This is a genomic window from Acidobacteriota bacterium (assembly GCA_040752915.1).
GTDB lineage: Bacteria > Acidobacteriota > UBA4820 > UBA4820 > DSQY01 > JBFLVU01.
This window is the reverse complement of sequence record JBFMHB010000024.1, coordinates 27,325-42,438: the sequence shown is the minus strand read 5'-3', so window position 1 is coordinate 42,438 and position 15,114 is coordinate 27,325. Positions and strand designations below refer to the sequence as shown.

At 66.7% G+C, this 15,114-nt stretch carries 17 protein-coding genes; 4 read left to right on the top strand and 13 right to left on the bottom strand.

Annotated features, from left to right (window positions below):
* Positions 1 to 308: 308 nt before the first annotated feature.
* Together AB1824_06355 and bfr are read right to left on the bottom strand one after the other, a co-directional pair.
* Positions 309 to 950: a Spy/CpxP family protein refolding chaperone gene (locus tag AB1824_06355; GenBank protein ID MEW5764583.1), complete on the bottom strand. Its 642-nt coding sequence runs from the start codon at positions 948 to 950 to the stop codon at positions 309 to 311.
* 121 nt (positions 951 to 1,071) lie between these two features.
* Positions 1,072 to 1,545, bottom strand: coding sequence for a bacterioferritin (gene bfr, locus AB1824_06350; protein MEW5764582.1), 474 nt, complete (start codon positions 1,543 to 1,545; stop codon positions 1,072 to 1,074).
* A 194-nt stretch (positions 1,546 to 1,739) separates the two neighbouring features.
* On the opposite strand from bfr, the gene AB1824_06345 reads away from it, so the two are divergent.
* The 4 genes from AB1824_06345 to AB1824_06330 are packed head-to-tail and all read left to right on the top strand — an operon-like array spanning position 1,740 to position 4,848.
* Positions 1,740 to 3,062, top strand: coding sequence for a hemolysin family protein (locus AB1824_06345; GenBank protein MEW5764581.1), 1,323 nt, complete (start codon positions 1,740 to 1,742; stop codon positions 3,060 to 3,062).
* A gap of 27 nt (positions 3,063 to 3,089) precedes the next feature.
* Positions 3,090 to 3,569, top strand: a complete 480-nt coding sequence (locus AB1824_06340) for a cupin domain-containing protein (protein ID MEW5764580.1) — start codon at positions 3,090 to 3,092, stop codon at positions 3,567 to 3,569.
* On the top strand, positions 3,566 to 4,165 hold the full coding sequence (locus tag AB1824_06335) for a GNAT family N-acetyltransferase (protein ID MEW5764579.1): 600 nt from the start codon (positions 3,566 to 3,568) through the stop codon (positions 4,163 to 4,165). Before AB1824_06340 ends, AB1824_06335 begins: the two co-directional genes overlap by 4 nt.
* Before the next feature lie 44 nt (positions 4,166 to 4,209).
* The gene (locus tag AB1824_06330; protein MEW5764578.1) at positions 4,210 to 4,848 is read left to right on the top strand and encodes a hemolysin III family protein; all 639 of its coding nucleotides are present in this window, start codon (positions 4,210 to 4,212) and stop codon (positions 4,846 to 4,848) included.
* 30 nt (positions 4,849 to 4,878) lie between these two features.
* On the opposite strand, the gene AB1824_06325 is transcribed toward AB1824_06330, so the two are convergent.
* The 11 genes from AB1824_06325 to AB1824_06275 form a co-directional block, all read right to left on the bottom strand.
* Complete coding sequence (locus AB1824_06325) at positions 4,879 to 6,081, bottom strand: geranylgeranyl reductase family protein (protein MEW5764577.1); 1,203 nt, start codon at positions 6,079 to 6,081, stop codon at positions 4,879 to 4,881.
* Positions 6,082 to 6,088: 7 nt separating this feature from the next.
* Positions 6,089 to 6,814: an SDR family oxidoreductase gene (locus tag AB1824_06320; GenBank protein ID MEW5764576.1), complete on the bottom strand. Its 726-nt coding sequence runs from the start codon at positions 6,812 to 6,814 to the stop codon at positions 6,089 to 6,091.
* Positions 6,815 to 6,870: 56 nt separating this feature from the next.
* Positions 6,871 to 8,094, bottom strand: coding sequence for an SGNH/GDSL hydrolase family protein (locus AB1824_06315; protein ID MEW5764575.1), 1,224 nt, complete (start codon positions 8,092 to 8,094; stop codon positions 6,871 to 6,873).
* Positions 8,095 to 8,231: 137 nt separating this feature from the next.
* Positions 8,232 to 9,608, bottom strand: coding sequence for an outer membrane protein transport protein (locus AB1824_06310; GenBank protein MEW5764574.1), 1,377 nt, complete (start codon positions 9,606 to 9,608; stop codon positions 8,232 to 8,234).
* Positions 9,609 to 9,832: 224 nt separating this feature from the next.
* On the bottom strand, positions 9,833 to 10,669 hold the full coding sequence (locus AB1824_06305) for a succinate dehydrogenase iron-sulfur subunit (GenBank protein MEW5764573.1): 837 nt from the start codon (positions 10,667 to 10,669) through the stop codon (positions 9,833 to 9,835).
* Between the two features lie 2 nt (positions 10,670 to 10,671).
* Positions 10,672 to 11,058: a hypothetical protein gene (locus AB1824_06300; GenBank protein ID MEW5764572.1), complete on the bottom strand. Its 387-nt coding sequence runs from the start codon at positions 11,056 to 11,058 to the stop codon at positions 10,672 to 10,674.
* 10 nt (positions 11,059 to 11,068) lie between these two features.
* Positions 11,069 to 11,509 carry a hypothetical protein gene (locus tag AB1824_06295; GenBank protein ID MEW5764571.1) on the bottom strand — a complete coding sequence of 147 codons (441 nt, stop codon included), beginning with the start codon at positions 11,507 to 11,509 and terminating at the stop codon, positions 11,069 to 11,071.
* Between the two features lie 102 nt (positions 11,510 to 11,611).
* Positions 11,612 to 13,330: a succinate dehydrogenase/fumarate reductase flavoprotein subunit gene (locus AB1824_06290; protein MEW5764570.1), complete on the bottom strand. Its 1,719-nt coding sequence runs from the start codon at positions 13,328 to 13,330 to the stop codon at positions 11,612 to 11,614.
* A gap of 330 nt (positions 13,331 to 13,660) precedes the next feature.
* The gene (locus tag AB1824_06285) at positions 13,661 to 14,458 is read right to left on the bottom strand and encodes an SDR family oxidoreductase (GenBank protein ID MEW5764569.1); all 798 of its coding nucleotides are present in this window, start codon (positions 14,456 to 14,458) and stop codon (positions 13,661 to 13,663) included.
* A 68-nt stretch (positions 14,459 to 14,526) separates the two neighbouring features.
* Positions 14,527 to 14,784, bottom strand: coding sequence for a type II toxin-antitoxin system RelE/ParE family toxin (locus AB1824_06280; GenBank protein MEW5764568.1), 258 nt, complete (start codon positions 14,782 to 14,784; stop codon positions 14,527 to 14,529).
* The gene (locus AB1824_06275) at positions 14,781 to 15,017 is read right to left on the bottom strand and encodes a ribbon-helix-helix protein, CopG family (GenBank protein MEW5764567.1); all 237 of its coding nucleotides are present in this window, start codon (positions 15,015 to 15,017) and stop codon (positions 14,781 to 14,783) included. Before AB1824_06275 ends, AB1824_06280 begins: the two co-directional genes overlap by 4 nt.
* Between the last annotated feature and the right edge of the window lie 97 nt (positions 15,018 to 15,114).

Genomic DNA, 15,114 nt, shown 5'->3' with positions numbered 1-15,114 from the left:
ACCCCTCCGGGGTTTCCCACCCTTCCCACAGTCCCTGCTGCGGTCAGAAGGCACCGCGTTTCGGATTGATTTTTACATGAGGCAACAAATACCATTTCGGGAAGATTCTTACGTGAGGCAACAGGCGCGGCGCCTTGGAGGCTCGATGGGGGGCGACCTCTTTACGAGGCCCGTCTGGAGAAATTGTGCAGGCTCCCGAGACGGATCGCCATCCGCCACAGGCGGAAGGCGGCGTCCCGGCGAAGAAGAAGGGGGCGGCCGAAGCCGCCCCCTCGGGCACCGCGCAAGATGGCCCGTTCCCCGGCCTCTCAGGGCTGGGGGCCGGGAGGGTCCTCGTCCTCCTCGGGACCGAGCTCCGGTTCCGGCGGATCGAAGGCCCACATGCCGGGCCCCTGGCCCGTGCATCCAGGGGATCCAGGGCCGAAGCCCTCGGCCGGTCCAGCGCCGATTCCGGGTCCCGACCCGGTACAGCCGGGTGCGCCCGGCCCGAAACCCTCGCGGGGTCCCGGGCCGCGGAAGCCGGCGCCGCGACCCATCCGTCCGCCCCGTCCGGGACGCTCTGCCCTACCCGCCGCGAACCGGCCCTTCACCTTGTCCCATTGCTCGGGCGTGAAGACCTTGCGAAGCTCCAGCTGGTGGGAGGCTCGGGCCTTGCCCATGGCGGCGCGAAGCATGGCGGTCTCGTCGATGAGCCGGTTGACGACCGCCGGGTCGGGCGTGTCCTTCTCCATCTCCCGGCGAAGGTCCAGCATCTTCTTCTGGAGGTCGCCTCGCTGGTCGATCATCTCCGCCTGGTGGCGGTAGCGCAGGTCTTCGAGTTTCTGGATCTGCTCCGGTGTGAGGCCGAGATCCTTGGCCACCTGGGGATCCCTCAAGGGATTGCGGGCTACGGCGGCCAGGGCCACGGCGATCGCGGCCCCTACGATTCCGATCTTCGTCCACGTCTTCATGGCTGTTCTCCTTACGTCCAGATTCCAAGGACCGGGTCCTGTCTCGGATGGTTTAGTCCGGACGCGCAAGGGCCGGCCAAGAGGCCGGCCCGAGGATCGGAGGATGGTTCTGGAGGTCCCGCTACTTCGGCACGACCTGGTTCTGGAGGTAATTCTCCAGCCCCATCTGGTCGATCTGGTCGCGCTGGATCTCGGCCCAATCCACGTGGGATTCCTCGTCCTTCAGGATCTTGTTCAGGAGGTCGCGGGTGCCGTTGTCGGCGCACTCCACCGCCAGTTTCATGGCGGCGTTGTAAGCCTTCACCGCGTCCACTTCGGACTTGTAGTCGTTGAGAACCATGTCCTTCACGGACTTGCCGATGTTCATCTTGTTGAGTTTGGACACCGTCGGCCCACCCTCCAGGAAGAGGATGCGCTGGATGAGCCACTCGGCGTGGTGCATCTCGTCGAAGGCCAGCTTCTCGATGGCCTTGTGGAGCTTTTCGTACCCCCAGTTGTCGCACATTTCCGAATGGACCATGTACTGGTTGATGGCCGTAAGTTCTTCGGCCAGAAGGTCGTTGAGCGCCTTCACCACCTTGGGATCGCCTTTCATGTTTCGCTCCTTTCTCTGCCGGCTTCTCGCTCTACGGAGGATTGTACAACACTTTGCCGGCCCTGGGTCATGCACGTAGGCCCCCGGCCCCTTTTCAGGAGGCCGCAAAAGAAACGCCCCAAAATGATTTTGGACTCCAGTGATCTGAGGTATGCTGGTCAGGACCTTCGGGTCGGGACGGGGGCACGAGGCCCATGGAATCGGCGCTCTGGAACGCGGCGGTCATCCTGCTCCTCATCGCGGCCAACGGTCTGTTGGCCCTCTCGGAGATCGCCGTCGTGTCCGCGCGAAAGACCCGGCTCATGAAATGGGCCGCCCGGGGGGACCGCCGGGCCCAGGCGGCGCTCGACCTCCAGCGCGATCCCGGGGGGTTTCTGTCCACGGTTCAGACGGGAATCACGCTCGTGGGCGTCCTGGCGGGGGCATTCGGAGGGGCGACCCTTGCCGAGCCTTTGGCGCGTCTCCTCGAAGGCCTGCCCATCGCCAAGCCCTACCTCCACCCTCTGGCCCTCGGGGTGGTGGTCCTGACCATCACTTACCTCTCGATCCTGCTGGGCGAATTGGTCCCCAAGCACCTGGCCCTCTCCAACCCCGAGCGCCTGGCGACGGCGGTGGCCCTCCCGCTCCGGGCTTTCTCGCGGCTTTCCGCGCCCGCCGTCTGGCTGCTGGCCGCCTCCACGCGCCTGGTCCTGAAGACTTTTCGAATCCAGGACCACGCCGATGCCCCGCTCACCGAGGAGGAACTCCGGATCCTGATGGACCAGGGGACCGCCGCCGGCACCTTCGAGGCGGCCGAGCGGGACATGGTGCACAGCGTCTTTCGGTTGAGCAACCGCCGGGCCGCCGACGTCATGACGCCGCGGCAGAACGTGGTCTGGCTCGACGCCGCGGCGGGAGCGGAGGACGCCCGGAAGGTCCTCTCGGAGACGCCTCACGCCCGCTACCCGGTGGCCAGGGGGAGTCTGGACAACGTCCTGGGTGTCGTGCACGCCCGGGACCTCCTTCTGAGAAGCCTGGGCGGACAACCCTTCGACCTCCTGGCGTGCCTGCGCCCCCCCGCCTTCGTTCCCGAAAACACGCCCGCCCTCAAACTCCTGGAGGTTTTCCGGGGCAACAAGGTCCACATGGCCTTCGTGGTGGACGAGTACGGAGCCTTCCAGGGCGTTGTCTCGCTGAACGACTTCCTGGAGAACGTGGTGGGCGAGATGGCACACGTGGGCCATGGAGCGGAAGCGGAGGCGATCCAACGGGAGGACGGCTCCTGGCTCCTGGACGGCATGCTCCCCATCGACCGGTTCAAGGAGATCTTCCAAATCCACAAGCTTCCGGGCGAAGACCGCGGCCACTTTCGAACGGTGGGAGGCTTCGTCATGCGGCAGATGGGACGCATTCCCAAGGCCGCCGACACGGTTCTCTGGCAGGGGATGCGCATCGAGGTCGTGGACATGGATGGACGGCGCGTGGACAAGGTTCTCGTGTCCAGGCCCCAGGTCGGCGCGGACAGGCCGGAGGCGTAGGTCCGGCCATCCGGCCAGGAGAAGCCCGTGGACCAGGCAGATCGCCTCATCGCCGCTCTCGGGTTGCGGCCCCTCACCTTCGAAGGCGGGTTCTTCGCCGAGACGTACCGTTCGAACCGAGGGGCGGGCGAAAAAGGGAACGAACCCCTTTGCACGGCCATTTACTACCTCCTTACGGCGGACACCCGCTCGCGCCTCCACCGCCTCCCCAAGGATGAGCTGTTTCACTTCTACGACGGGGACCCCGTGGAGATGCTTCAACTCTTCCCCGACGGAACGGGACGGGCCCTCCTGCTGGGGAGGGACGTTCTCGGGGGTGAACGCCCGCAGGTCAGGGTTCCGGCGGGGGTTTGGCAGGGGGCGCGGCTCCTTCCGGGAGGACGGTTCGCCCTCCTGGGCACGACGATGGCCCCCGGGTTTTCTCCGGGCGACTTCGAAGCGGGCGAAGCGGACCGCCTGACCCCGGCCTACCCGGCCTTCGCGCCGCTGATCGAGGATCTGGCATGAGGAACGCGAACCCGGCTCCGAAGACGCTGGAGATCCATCCCCTGACACCCGACCGCTGGGCCGATTTCGAATCGCTTTTCGGGATGAGGGGCGCCTGCGGGGGCTGCTGGTGCATGTGGTGGCGGCGGACGCGGGCCGATTTTCTGGCCGGAAAGGGAGAGGGAAACCGGGGCGCCATGCGGGCGCTCGTGGAATCCGGGGAAGTTCCCGGTCTGCTCGCCTACTCGGCCGGGCGGCCCGTCGGTTGGGTATCCCTGGGGCCCCGCGCCCAATTTACCCGCCTGGCCCGGTCGCGGACGCTCGCGCCGGTGGACGACCGGGCCGTGTGGTCGGTCGTCTGCTTCTTCGTCGCCAAGGATGCCCGGGGGCGCGGGGTGGCGGGGGCGTTGCTTCGCGCGGCGGCCGATTTCGCCCTCGCCCGGGGGGCGCGGATCCTGGAGGGTTACCCGACGGATGACCCCCCGAAGCCCCTTCCCGCGCCCTTTGTCTACACCGGCGTCACCTCCCTCTTCGTAAAGGCGGGGTTTCGGGAGGCCGCCCGCCGATCGCCCTCCCGCCCCGTCATGCGTCTGGACTTGGGGCGCCGAACGCGCTAGAGTGTGCCACTCCCCGTGGGCGGGAGGAGGAGGGCCGCGAGAGGATGAAGCCCTGGGTCGAGGAAGTGGCGAATGCCGTGACCCACGGGATCGGGTTGGCGCTGAGCGTGGCGGGCCTTCCGGTCCTGGTCACCCTGGCCGCCCTTCGCGGAAACGCCTGGCACGTCGTGTCGTGCAGCATTTTCGGGGCCACCCTGGTTCTCCTCTACGCGGCCTCCACGCTCTATCACAGCTTCCCCTGGCCCAAGGCCAAGCAGATCTTCCAGGTGCTCGATCATTCGGCCATCTACCTGCTCATCGCTGGCACTTACACGCCCTTCACGCTGGTCTCCCTGAGGGGGCCCTGGGGCTGGACCCTTTTCGGGGTCACCTGGGGGCTCGCCGCCGCGGGGATCGCCTTCAAGACGTTTTTCACGGGCCGCTTCAGCATCGCCTCCACCCTTGTGTACATCCTCATGGGCTGGCTCATCATGATCGCGCCCTGGTCCATGCTCTCGTCCTTCCCGCCCCTGGGGCTCTGGCTCCTGCTGGCGGGGGGCGTCTCCTATACGCTGGGGACGGTCTTCTTCGGAATGCGCCGCATGCCCCTCCACCACGCGGTCTGGCACCTGTTCGTGCTCGCGGGAAGCGTTCTTCACTTCTTCGCCGTGCTCGTCACCGTGGTTCCGCCCTCGCCGGCCTGAGATCGGTAAGCCGCCGCCCCCCTCCAGGGATCAGCCCGTCAGCGATCTCCACAACCCGCGCCAGGAAAAGACTTCCCTCGGATCCACGGTTTCTTCGGCCAGCCCGCGGAGCGCCTCCTGCATCCAGGGGCTCCTTCGCGCCCTCTTGAAGATGAGATCGCACAGCCAGGGACGGCCCACCCAGCGCTCGGCCATGGTGTAGCCGTGGTAGCGGGGCCTCAACCGCCTTTCCAGGATCTCCGGGTACCGGAGGACGGGGGCGGCGTCTCCCGTTTGGAGGGCCTCCCCCACCGCCTCGGCGGCGATTTCCGCCGATTCCATGGCCTTCCCGATCCCCTCGCCCGAGAAGGGAAAGGTGGTCCCCACCGCCTCTCCGATGGCGAGGACCCGGGGGTGTACCGCCGGGATGGAGCCCTCCAGGCCCATCCGGAGCATGGCCCCCTTCGGAGGGCCGAGAAGGCGCCCCGAAGCCATGAGATCCCGCGCGGGCGGAAACTCCCTCAGGAAGCGGTCGAATCCGTCTCGGATGGTCCCTCCCGCTGTGGCCGGCCGCCCCACCCCCACGTTGAACTCGCCTGCCCCCAGGGGGAAGATCCATCCGTACCCCGGCACCAGGGCCCGGTCGAAGGCGAACAGGAGCCGGTCGAGGGTCATGTCCGATTGGACGTAGGCCCGAAGCGCGAAGGCCGAGGGTTCGGGCCTGCGCACCATTCCCAGCTCCTTCATCAGCGAAAGTCCCGCGCCCGTGGCCACCAGGAGATACCGGGCGTAGAGGGGATCGGGCAGTCCCTCCACCTCCAGCCGGACCGAATCCTCCCCGGGTTCGGCGGATCGTGCCGCCCCCTGGACGAACCGGGCTCCCGCACGGGTCGCACCCGAAGCCAGGATGGCATCGAGGTGAAGGCGGCGCAGGGTCAAGGCCTCCCCGGGCACGTCCACGGCGATCCGGGAAGGGCTGTAGGCGGTCGCCAGCGTAAGCCGGTGAGCCGACGCCGCGACCTCCTCGTACAACCCCGCCCGCTTGAGGGCGCGCAGGGCGTCCGAGATCAGACCGTCCCCGCAGACTTTTTCTCGGGGAAACCGTGCCCGATCCAGGAGGAGCACCCGGTGTCCTCGTCGGGCGAGGTGCAGGGCGGCGATGGAGCCGGCGGGGCCCGCCCCCACGATCGCCGCATCCCAGCACTTCCCTTTCGCGGACTCGGGGGACTCCTGAATGGAGGGCCTCTCGGTCACCGGTCCCTCAGCCCCCTTCTCCCCGGAAGGGGTCCCTGGAGGGCGTGACCGTGACCTCTTCCAACAGGACGTTTTCGGGCAAGTCCAGCGCGAAGGCGGCCACCTGGGCCACGTCCTCGGGACGGAGCATCCTGTCCAGCGGCGCCTTGCCCGGATAGGCGCTCCAGATGGGAGTGGCGGTGGGGCCCGGGTTCACCAGCGTCACCTTGAGCCCCCTCTCCCGGCCTTCGAGCCGCAGGGCTTCCAGAAAGCCGGAGAGCCCCCACTTCGCGGCGCAGTAAGCTGTCTCCAAGGGGAAGGCCCTGCGGGAGGCCACGGAGCCGATGGCCACCACGTGGCCGCGGCCCCGGGCATAAAAGTGGGGAAGGAGGTGGCGCAGCAGATGGTGGAGGGCGGTGAGATTGGCGTCGAGGACGGCGCGGAAGACGTCGGAAGACGTATCCTCCAGGCGGGACACCTGAAAGACGCCCGCAGCGTGCACGAGCGCGTGCACTTCGCCGAAGGTCTTCAGGGATTCGGCCACGACCTCCCGGGCGTCCGTTTCCAGGGCCAGGTCCCCCGGGATGGCCACAACGCGCAGGCCCTTGGCGCTCAGTTCCCGCTCCAGCGCCACGATCCGCGCCCGGTCGCGGCCCGACAGGACCACCGTGTGGCGCCTGCCGGCGAGTTCGCGGGCCGCGGCCTCCCCGATTCCGGAGGTGGCTCCCGTCACCAGAACGACTTTCCGATCCATGGTCGGTCCTCCGGAGAGGGCCTGGGCCGCACCCGGGCGGCCCCGAGCCCCTCCGATCATTGCCAGCGGCTCAGGATGGGTTCGTAGGCCCCGAGGTCGAATTGCGGGAGGACAGGCGCCTCCGCCACGCCGAGGGGGTCCTTCCGGTTCTCCGCCATCACGTCCACGTGGGGGATGGCCGTACCGTAGCCGTCGTTGATCGCGTCGATGAAGGCGTTGGCCACGATGGCCTGCCCCGTGTAGGTGGGATGGACCCCGTCCAGGCTGAAGATCCCTCCGAGAAAGGACGTGAAGATCCTCTGTCCGTTGGGCAGTTCGTACCCGCGGTTGTGGATGAGCTTCAATTCCTTGAAGACGTCCACCACGGGGACACCGGCGGCCTTGCAGGCCTTCGCGATGACCTTGTTGTCCTCGATCACGAGCTTCTTGATCTTCTCCGCTTCCTTCCGGGTCAGCACCTCCGAAGGATCCAGGGGGCCCTGGGCCGTGCCGGCCAGGATGGCCTTCACGTGGGCCATGCCCGCGGGGGTGACGTAATCGGCGGGCGTGATTCTCAGGACCCGGAGGGGGACGCCCAGGTCCTTGAGGTACCTTCCCGAGGTGAGGGCCGGAACCACCGTGGGATCGGGGATGTTCCCCACGACCGCCTGGGCCCCCGTGGCCAGAAGGGCCTCCAGGATGGCGGGAAAGGTCTGGGAGAAGACGCTCGTGGGAATGGTGTTGGCCGGATCCCCGGAGAGGGCCCCTCCCAGAGCGTCGTTGGCGCCGATCCAGAGAAGGACGAAGGTGGGATTCAACTGGGCGGCGAGCTCCACCTGGCTGAGGGCCGGCTGCCCTCCCAGGTAGTGGCCGGGAAAGCCGAGGATGAGGTCCGTCAGGGAGTCGGGGGCTCCCTCCGGTGCTTTGGAGAGGCAGTCCAGGGAGGTGTGCCCGGGAACGGCCAGGTTGGTGGGCTGCTGGAGGGGGTTCAGGAGGGACCCCATGGTCGTCCCGGCGGGAACTAGGATGGGAAGCCCGTTGGCGTCGAAGCCCGCGAGGGTCAGGCAGATGGGAATGCCCGGATAGGAGACGAGGGGGTTGGTGACGGGGTGGCCCACCTGCTCCGAGATGAGGCTTCCCAGGGCATGCTCCTGGCCGTGCTCGTGGAGCCCGCCGTCCACGAATCCCGCCGTCAGGCTGTCTCCGATCAGGACGATGTTGGAGAAATCGGGCGACTGTGCGGCGCACAGAAGTCCCGAGGCCACGAACAGCCACGCAGTCCAGAATCCACGACTCGGCATGCCGGCCTCCTTACAGAAAGCTGAGCCTGCGTGCGGACCTTCCGCACCCGGATTCTACCCCCTCAGGTGTCATGTGGCCAAGACGAAAAGGGGCCGCCCGAAGGCGGCCCCGATTCAAGCCCGAAGTTCGGTCCGGTCTAGAAGCGGTAGCTGAGGGACACGCCGTAGAGGTAGGCCTGGCCCTTGTACTTTCCGTCCGGAACGATGTCGTACGAAGTGGGATAGAGCTGGCCGTAGACGGGCACCACCACGAGCGGAAGGCCCGTGCTGTCGGACCGGTAGTGGTTGTACTCGGTCACGTGGGCGTTGTTCCACTTCAGGTACATGGCGTACCAGTCCAGCCCCCAGTGGCCCTTCTTGTAGCTGGTGCCGAAAGTGAAGGCCCAGCGAGCCTGGTCGGGCAGGAGCGGGGAGCGCTCGTTGTTGCCGATGGCCGTCTCATCATAGAGGGCGCCGAAGTTGATCGTGTAGTGGTCGCTGTACTGGTAGCTGGCGCCCACGCGATAGGTGTAGCCGTCTTTCCAGTTGAAGACGAAGGTCTCGTTCGCCACCACCGGCGAGCCGTGGAAGGAGGTGGGCTTCTGGAAGTGGGCCGGCGCCGTGCCCCAGGTGCTCCACTGGGTCCAGTTGAGGTCCACCTCGGCGCGCCACTTGTCCCACTTGTAGCCCAGGCCCAGACGGGCGCTGGCCGGAACCGACGTGAGGCTCAGATTGACGCCCTGTCCCGGGAACAGGTAGCTGACGGACCGGAGGGACGCGGGCACCTCGAAGGAGACGTGGCCGTCGTAGTCGAACTTCGCCTTGCTGTGGTAGAAGAGGCCGAGGGACAGGTGGTCCCACTGGCCCATGTAGGACACGTTCCAGCCCAGCGCCTGGTCGCGGACGTGCGTATCGAGGCTCACCTCGGAGAAGCGGTAGAAGGGAATGCCCGGCGGGAAGGGCGGCGAGGGGAGCCGGTGGGGGTTGATGGCGGTGGAGATGGCCGAAGTGTTGGCGCTCCGGATCAGGTTGATCTCGGAGTCGTAGTAGTCGAGGCCGATGGCCACCGCGTTGTGGTCGTCCAGCTTGAAGGAGACCGCGGGCCGCACCTGGAACGTGACGATTTTGGAGTGGCGCCCGGCGAAGCGGCCGTTGAAGTCGTCGGCCCAATCCGTGGCCAGGTTGAAGGGGGCCGTGTTGCTCAGGCCGAAGGTGATCTTGTCGTTGATGGGCATGGTGAAGAAGAACGACGGCAGGAAGAAGTTCTTTGCGTTGTTCTGGAACGTGCCGTAGGTGGGGCTGAGGTGCTTCACGTCCGCCCGGATGTACGTCAGGTTGAAGGACAAGTTCATGCCCTTCTGGAAGGCCATCCCGGCGGGGTTGTAAAAGACGGCGCTCGGGTCGTCGGCCTGGGCGACGAAGGCTCCGGCCAGGGCCGAGGCCTTGGACCCTTGTTCGTAGACCTGCGTGCCGGACGCGAAGGCGCCGGTGGCCGCCAACAGTAGCAGGACCCCTACCAATCCTCTCATCCTCATCCGATCCTCCTCTTCCAAAAGAAAAGATACGCGGTCAGGTTAAAACAGGCTAAAACGGGGTGTCAAGGGCTTTTTGGGCCCGGACCGGACCTTCCGGATGTAGAGAAGCCATTACACTGAAAAGACTTGAGTTGCAGCCTCCCCCGCAGGCGCCCTGGGAGTGCATCCAAGCGAAACGCCCCAGTCCGGAGACCGGGGCGTCTCGTGGAAGGACCTCCGCCGGGCTACTTGCCCACGGTGTACGGGGGCGCCTCGGGGATCTTGGGATCTCTCGGGAGCTTGCCCGGACCGTGCAGTTTGTCGCACGGTTTGTGCTTGCGGGAGAGGTGGAGGTAGTCGAGGACGAGCTGCCTCTTGAGGTGCTGGATGGCCTTGGCCGGGTCCACGCCCTTGGGGCAGGCGCGGGAGCATTCGCCGGCGTAGTGGCATCGGAAGGCCCCGTGGCCCGAGCCCGCCACGGCGGACCGCTCCTTGCGCGCGCCATCCCGCGTGTCCACGTTGTACCGGTAGGCCTGGGCGAGGGGCATGGGCCCCAGGTAGCGAACGTCCGTGGCGAGGGTGGGACAGGCGGCCATGCAGCAGCCGCAGCGGATGCAGAAACTGAACTGGAGGTATTCCTCCAATTCCTCGGGAGACTGCTCGTACTCACCCGCCGGGTCATTGAGCTCGGCTTCGTCCCTTACGATGAAGGGCATCAGGGAGCGGTGCTTGTCGAACATGGTCACGAGGTCGGGAACCAGGTCCCTCACCACGTCGAAGTTCGGCAGGGGAGCCACGGCGAGCGCCTTGTCGGCGATGTCCAGAATCTGCGTATTGCAGGCCAGCATGGGGCGCCCGTTGAGGAGCATCCCGCAGGAGCCGCAGACCCCCATGCGGCAGGAGTACCGCCAGACCAGGGTCGGGTCCAGGTTCTCCTTGATGTAGTGGAGGCCCTCCAGGACCGTCATGCCCGGCTTCACGGGCACCGTGAAGTTCTGAAAATAGGGCGCCGGGTCCTTTTCCGGCGTGTACCTGCGGACGCTGAAGACGACGTCGATCACTTCGGTTGCTTTTCCCGCCATGGTCAGCCCCTCCCCCCGGCCGCTGCGGCGAAATGGACGGTCCACGCCGCCCAGGTCCCCAGCCCGAAGAGGCCCAGGCCCGCTAGCAGGAGGATCGCCGAAATGGCCTTTTCCACCGCGGGCTTGAGCGTGAGTTCGAAGAGGATGTTCTTGAGCCCGTAGAGACCGTGGTAGAGAGCGATCCCCAACAAGAGCGTGAAGAACACCGGGTAGAGCGGCTGGGCGTCCCGGGCCAGGGAGTTGGCCTGGGAGACGGCCTCCTCGCTCCGGTCGGCCACGGCGATACCCGTCAGGTTTCCGGCGTGGGTGTACACCATGTGGAACCCAAGGAGCAGAAGGATCACAACGCCGGCCAGCATGTGCCAGGTCCAGAATTTCGTCTCGCTCACGGCCGACCTCCTACTTGGACAGGGCCGCGAGGAACTCGGCCCCTCCCAACACCACGAAGAGCCCCGCCAGCATCATCATGACGATCAGCAGGGGGCGCTGGACGTTCAGGGACGTCCTGTAGGGATACACGGGCTCGATGGGCCTGCCCACGGCGAAGCCCAGCTCCACGAGCACCAGCCTCAGACCGTTGAAGGCGTGGTAGGCGAAGGCCAGGAACACCATGAACTCCCCCACCCGGAAAATGGGCTTGTGGAGCATGCCGCCATCGGTCCACAGGTAGATGCCTTTGGCCCTGAGGCTCGTCACCACGATGTGCATGAGAAAGTAGAGCAGGATACTCAAGCCCGTGATCCGGTGCAGGGCGTACGCGTACCGCTCCACGCCCCACCGGCCGCCTCCCAGCCAGCCCCAAATCCCGAGCCGGTTGTCGTGCCGTTTTCGATCGGCCATCTCCGCCTCCGTTTCGAATTCCGAACTCCTTGGCTGGGTGTCCGGAATCTCCAGTAGTCGACTCCCGGGCCGCCGGCGAAGCCGCCGGCCCTCCTCCCCTCCCTAGTACTTCCTCTCGACGGGCTTCCAAAGGGTGATCGTCACGTCCTTGTAGTCCAGCTTGGGCTTCCCGCCGTCGTTGAAGACCAGGGTGTGCTTCAACCAGTTCTCGTCGTCCCTCGTCTTGAAGTCGGTCCTTGCGTGGCCGCCTCGCGACTCCTGCCGCGTGTGGGCCGCCAACAGCAGGATCTCGGCGAGGGTGAGGAGGTTGCTCGTCTCGATGGTGTGCATGAGGTTGGAGTTGTAGACCCGCCCCTTGTCCTTGATGGAGACGCGGGAGAACCGGTCCTTCAGTTCCGCGACTTTCTTGAGCCCGGCCTCCATGGAAGGGCCGCTCCGGTAGACGCCGGCGTGCTCGTCCATGACGCGGCGGAGCTCCCGGCGGATGTGGTACGGGTTTTCGTCGCCCTGCTTTTCCAGGAGCCCTTTGAAAAGGCGACCCTCCTCGTCCTTGGCCTCCTGTTCGGAGTAGCCCGAAAGCTTCGGTCCCGGCTTGAGGTAGGCGGCGATGTTGGCTCCCGTGATGCCTCCCCAGGCCAGGCACTCGGCCGTCGAATTGCACCCGAGCCGGTTGGCGCCGTGGAGGGAGTGGCAGGCCACCTCCCCGGCGGCCCAGATGTTCTCGATGCGCGTGCGGCCGTCGATGTCCGCCTCGACTCCGCCCATGGAGTAGTGCGCCACCGGGCGGATGGGGATGGGCTTCTCGATGGGATCGAGGCCCAGGAACTTGATGCAGACCTCGCGGATGAGGGGCAGGCGCTTGTTGATCCGGTCGGCCCCGAGGTGGGTGAGGTCCAGGTGGATGTAGTCCAGGCCGTCCGGGCCGGGGAAGCCCCGCCCCTCCAGGATCTCCGTCATCTCCGATCGGGAGACGATGTCCCGGGGCGCGAGCTCCATGAACTTGGCCGCGTAGTTCTCCATGAAGCGGGCCCCCGAGTTGTTCCTCAGGTACCCGCCCTCGCCCCGGCATCCTTCGGTCATGAGGATCCCCGAGGGGATCAGGCCCGTGGGGTGAAACTGCAGGAACTCCGGATCCTCCATGGGAAGCCCCGCCTCCCACGCGAGGATCTGGCCGTCGCCCGTCACGGTCTGGGAGTAGGTCGTGAAGCCGTAGAGGTTGCCCAGGCCGCCCGAGGCCAGGAGAAGCGCCTTGGCCCGGATCACCAGGAACTCGCCCGTGGGCATGTCGATGCAGCACAGCCCGGCGAAGCGGCCGCCCTCGGTGAGGATCTTCGTGGCGAAGACCTCGTCGTACCTCCGGAAGTTTCTATACTTCAGGAGGGTGTCGTAGAGGGCCTGCATTTCGAAAAATCCCGTCTTGTCGGCCGCCATACAGGAGCGCGGGAAGGAGTGACCGCCGAAGGGCCGCTGCATGATCCGCCCGTCCTCTCGGCGGGACCAAGGGAGGCCCCAGTGCTCGAGGAGGCGGATCTCGTCGGGCATGGTCCGGACGAAGCGCTCCACCACGTCCTGGTCGGCGAGGAAATCGGATCCCTTCACCGTGTCCCAGGCGTGCAGGTCGAAGCTGTCGCCCTCCTCGGGACGCATGACGGCCCCGGTGCCCCCCTCTGCGCAAACCGAATGGGAGCGCATGATCTGAACCTTGGAAACCACGCCGATGTTCGCCGTGCCCCCCGTTCGGATGGACAGCTCCACGGCGGCGCGGAGTCCGGCGAGCCCCGTCCCCAAGATCAGGACGTCGTGGGTGATGACCTCAGCCATTCGATTCCTCCCTCCTTCCCCCTCCAGGGGGAAAGTGCGTTTCAGGGCGGGTCGGCTTGCGCCGAGAATCCCGCCGGCCCCTCAGCGGCCGCGGACGGGGCGCGCACCCCGGCCGAACCGCGGTCGGGCACCCCTCGACGATGGATTCAAACAGGTCCCCCAGCATCAAAGGGGCCAAGATAATGCCGCCGGAGGCCGCTGTCAAACGGCCCCCGCGAGCCGATCCAGCGATGGGGACGGACCGGGCCGCCCGCTCCCCGCCCTCCAGAGCGGGTGACGCGGTACTCGTCCGGCCCAAGGCCTCTCCGCCTGGCGCCGAAGAGCAAGTGCTCACCCGAGCAGGAAGCGGGTTCTGCCCCCATCCACGGGCAGGGCCGTGCCGGTGACGTAGGACGCTCTCTCGGAGCAGAGGAAGGCCACGGCGGCCGCGATCTCCTCCGGCTCGCCGAGGCGGCCCGCGGGAATGGAGGTCGCCCAGGCGGCGCGCACGGATTCCGGCGCGGTGCCCTCGCGCTCCGCGGTGGCGGAGGCCAGGTCTTCCAGCCGCTCGGTCCGGGTGTAGCCCGGACACACGCTGTTGACCGTGACGCCGTCGGCCGCCACCTCCGCCGCCAGGGTCTTGAGGAGCCCCGTGACGGCGGGCCGGTAAACATTCGAGAGCGCAAGGCCCGCGATGGGTTCCCATACGGACACGGACGTGAGGGCCACGATCCGGCCCCACTTGCGTTCCCGCATGCCCGGCAGGACCCCGCGGATGAGCCGGGCCGCCGACAGGAAGGTCAGCTCCCACCCCTTGCGAAGGGCCTCCTCCGTGAGGAGCGAGGCGGCCGAACCGGGGGGCGGCCCGCCCGCGTTGGCGAAGAGCACGTCACAGCGGCCGTATCCTTCGTGGAGGTCTTTCAGGACCGTTGAGATTTCCCCGTTGTCCGACAGGTCCGCGGCCCGGAAGAGGGCGCGGACGCCGAAGCGGCGGCGAAGGTCCCCCGAAAGCCCGGCCAGGGCCTCCTCCCGCCTGGCCACGAGGAACAGATCGCACCCCTCCGCCGCCAGGGCCTCCGCCACGGCCCTGCCGATGCCCGCGCTGGATCCGCAGACCAGCGCCACTTTGCCCTTGAGCCCCAGGTCCACGGGGACCTCCAAAGAAGACTGTCCGACCCCTCGGCCGCTCCTTCACCCGGTGGACAGGCCGCTTGCCCTTACCGGTAGGATTCCTTCCTGTGCGCTATGCGAACGACGAGGATCCATAGTTCTTTGTCGCTGAAAGCGTAAAGGACCCGGTAATCGCCCGTCCGGGCCCGCCAGAGGGGGCGCCAACGGCCCTGGAGCGGTTCGCCCATTCTCGGGTCCTTCGCCAGCTTTCTCTCCACGAAGGTGCGCACCCTTCCCGCGGCCTCCCGTCCCAGCCCTTTGAGATCTTGTCGAGTGCTGGCTTTCCAACGAACCTCGTAGGTCACGACCAGCCCAAGGAGGCCCAGAGTTCGTCGCCGCTGAGGACTTTATCCTGCGGGTCGCGGAAACGCTCCAGGGCGAGATCGTATTCAGCGCTTTCCCCCACGTAGGCCGCCACCGCCTCGCGAACCAATTGAGAGCGGGTGCGTCTCCTGCTCTTGGCCAGGCGGTCCAGGCTTTCCACCTCCTTCCTGGATAGCCTTGCCGTCACTGCAACAGATGGTTGTCTTTCGGCCATGTGTACACCTCAAATTCGAATGTATACGATTTAGTACGCACAGTCAAGGCATAGCCGCCCTCGCTTTCGCATTGGGAAAGCTATCCATCCATGAGGA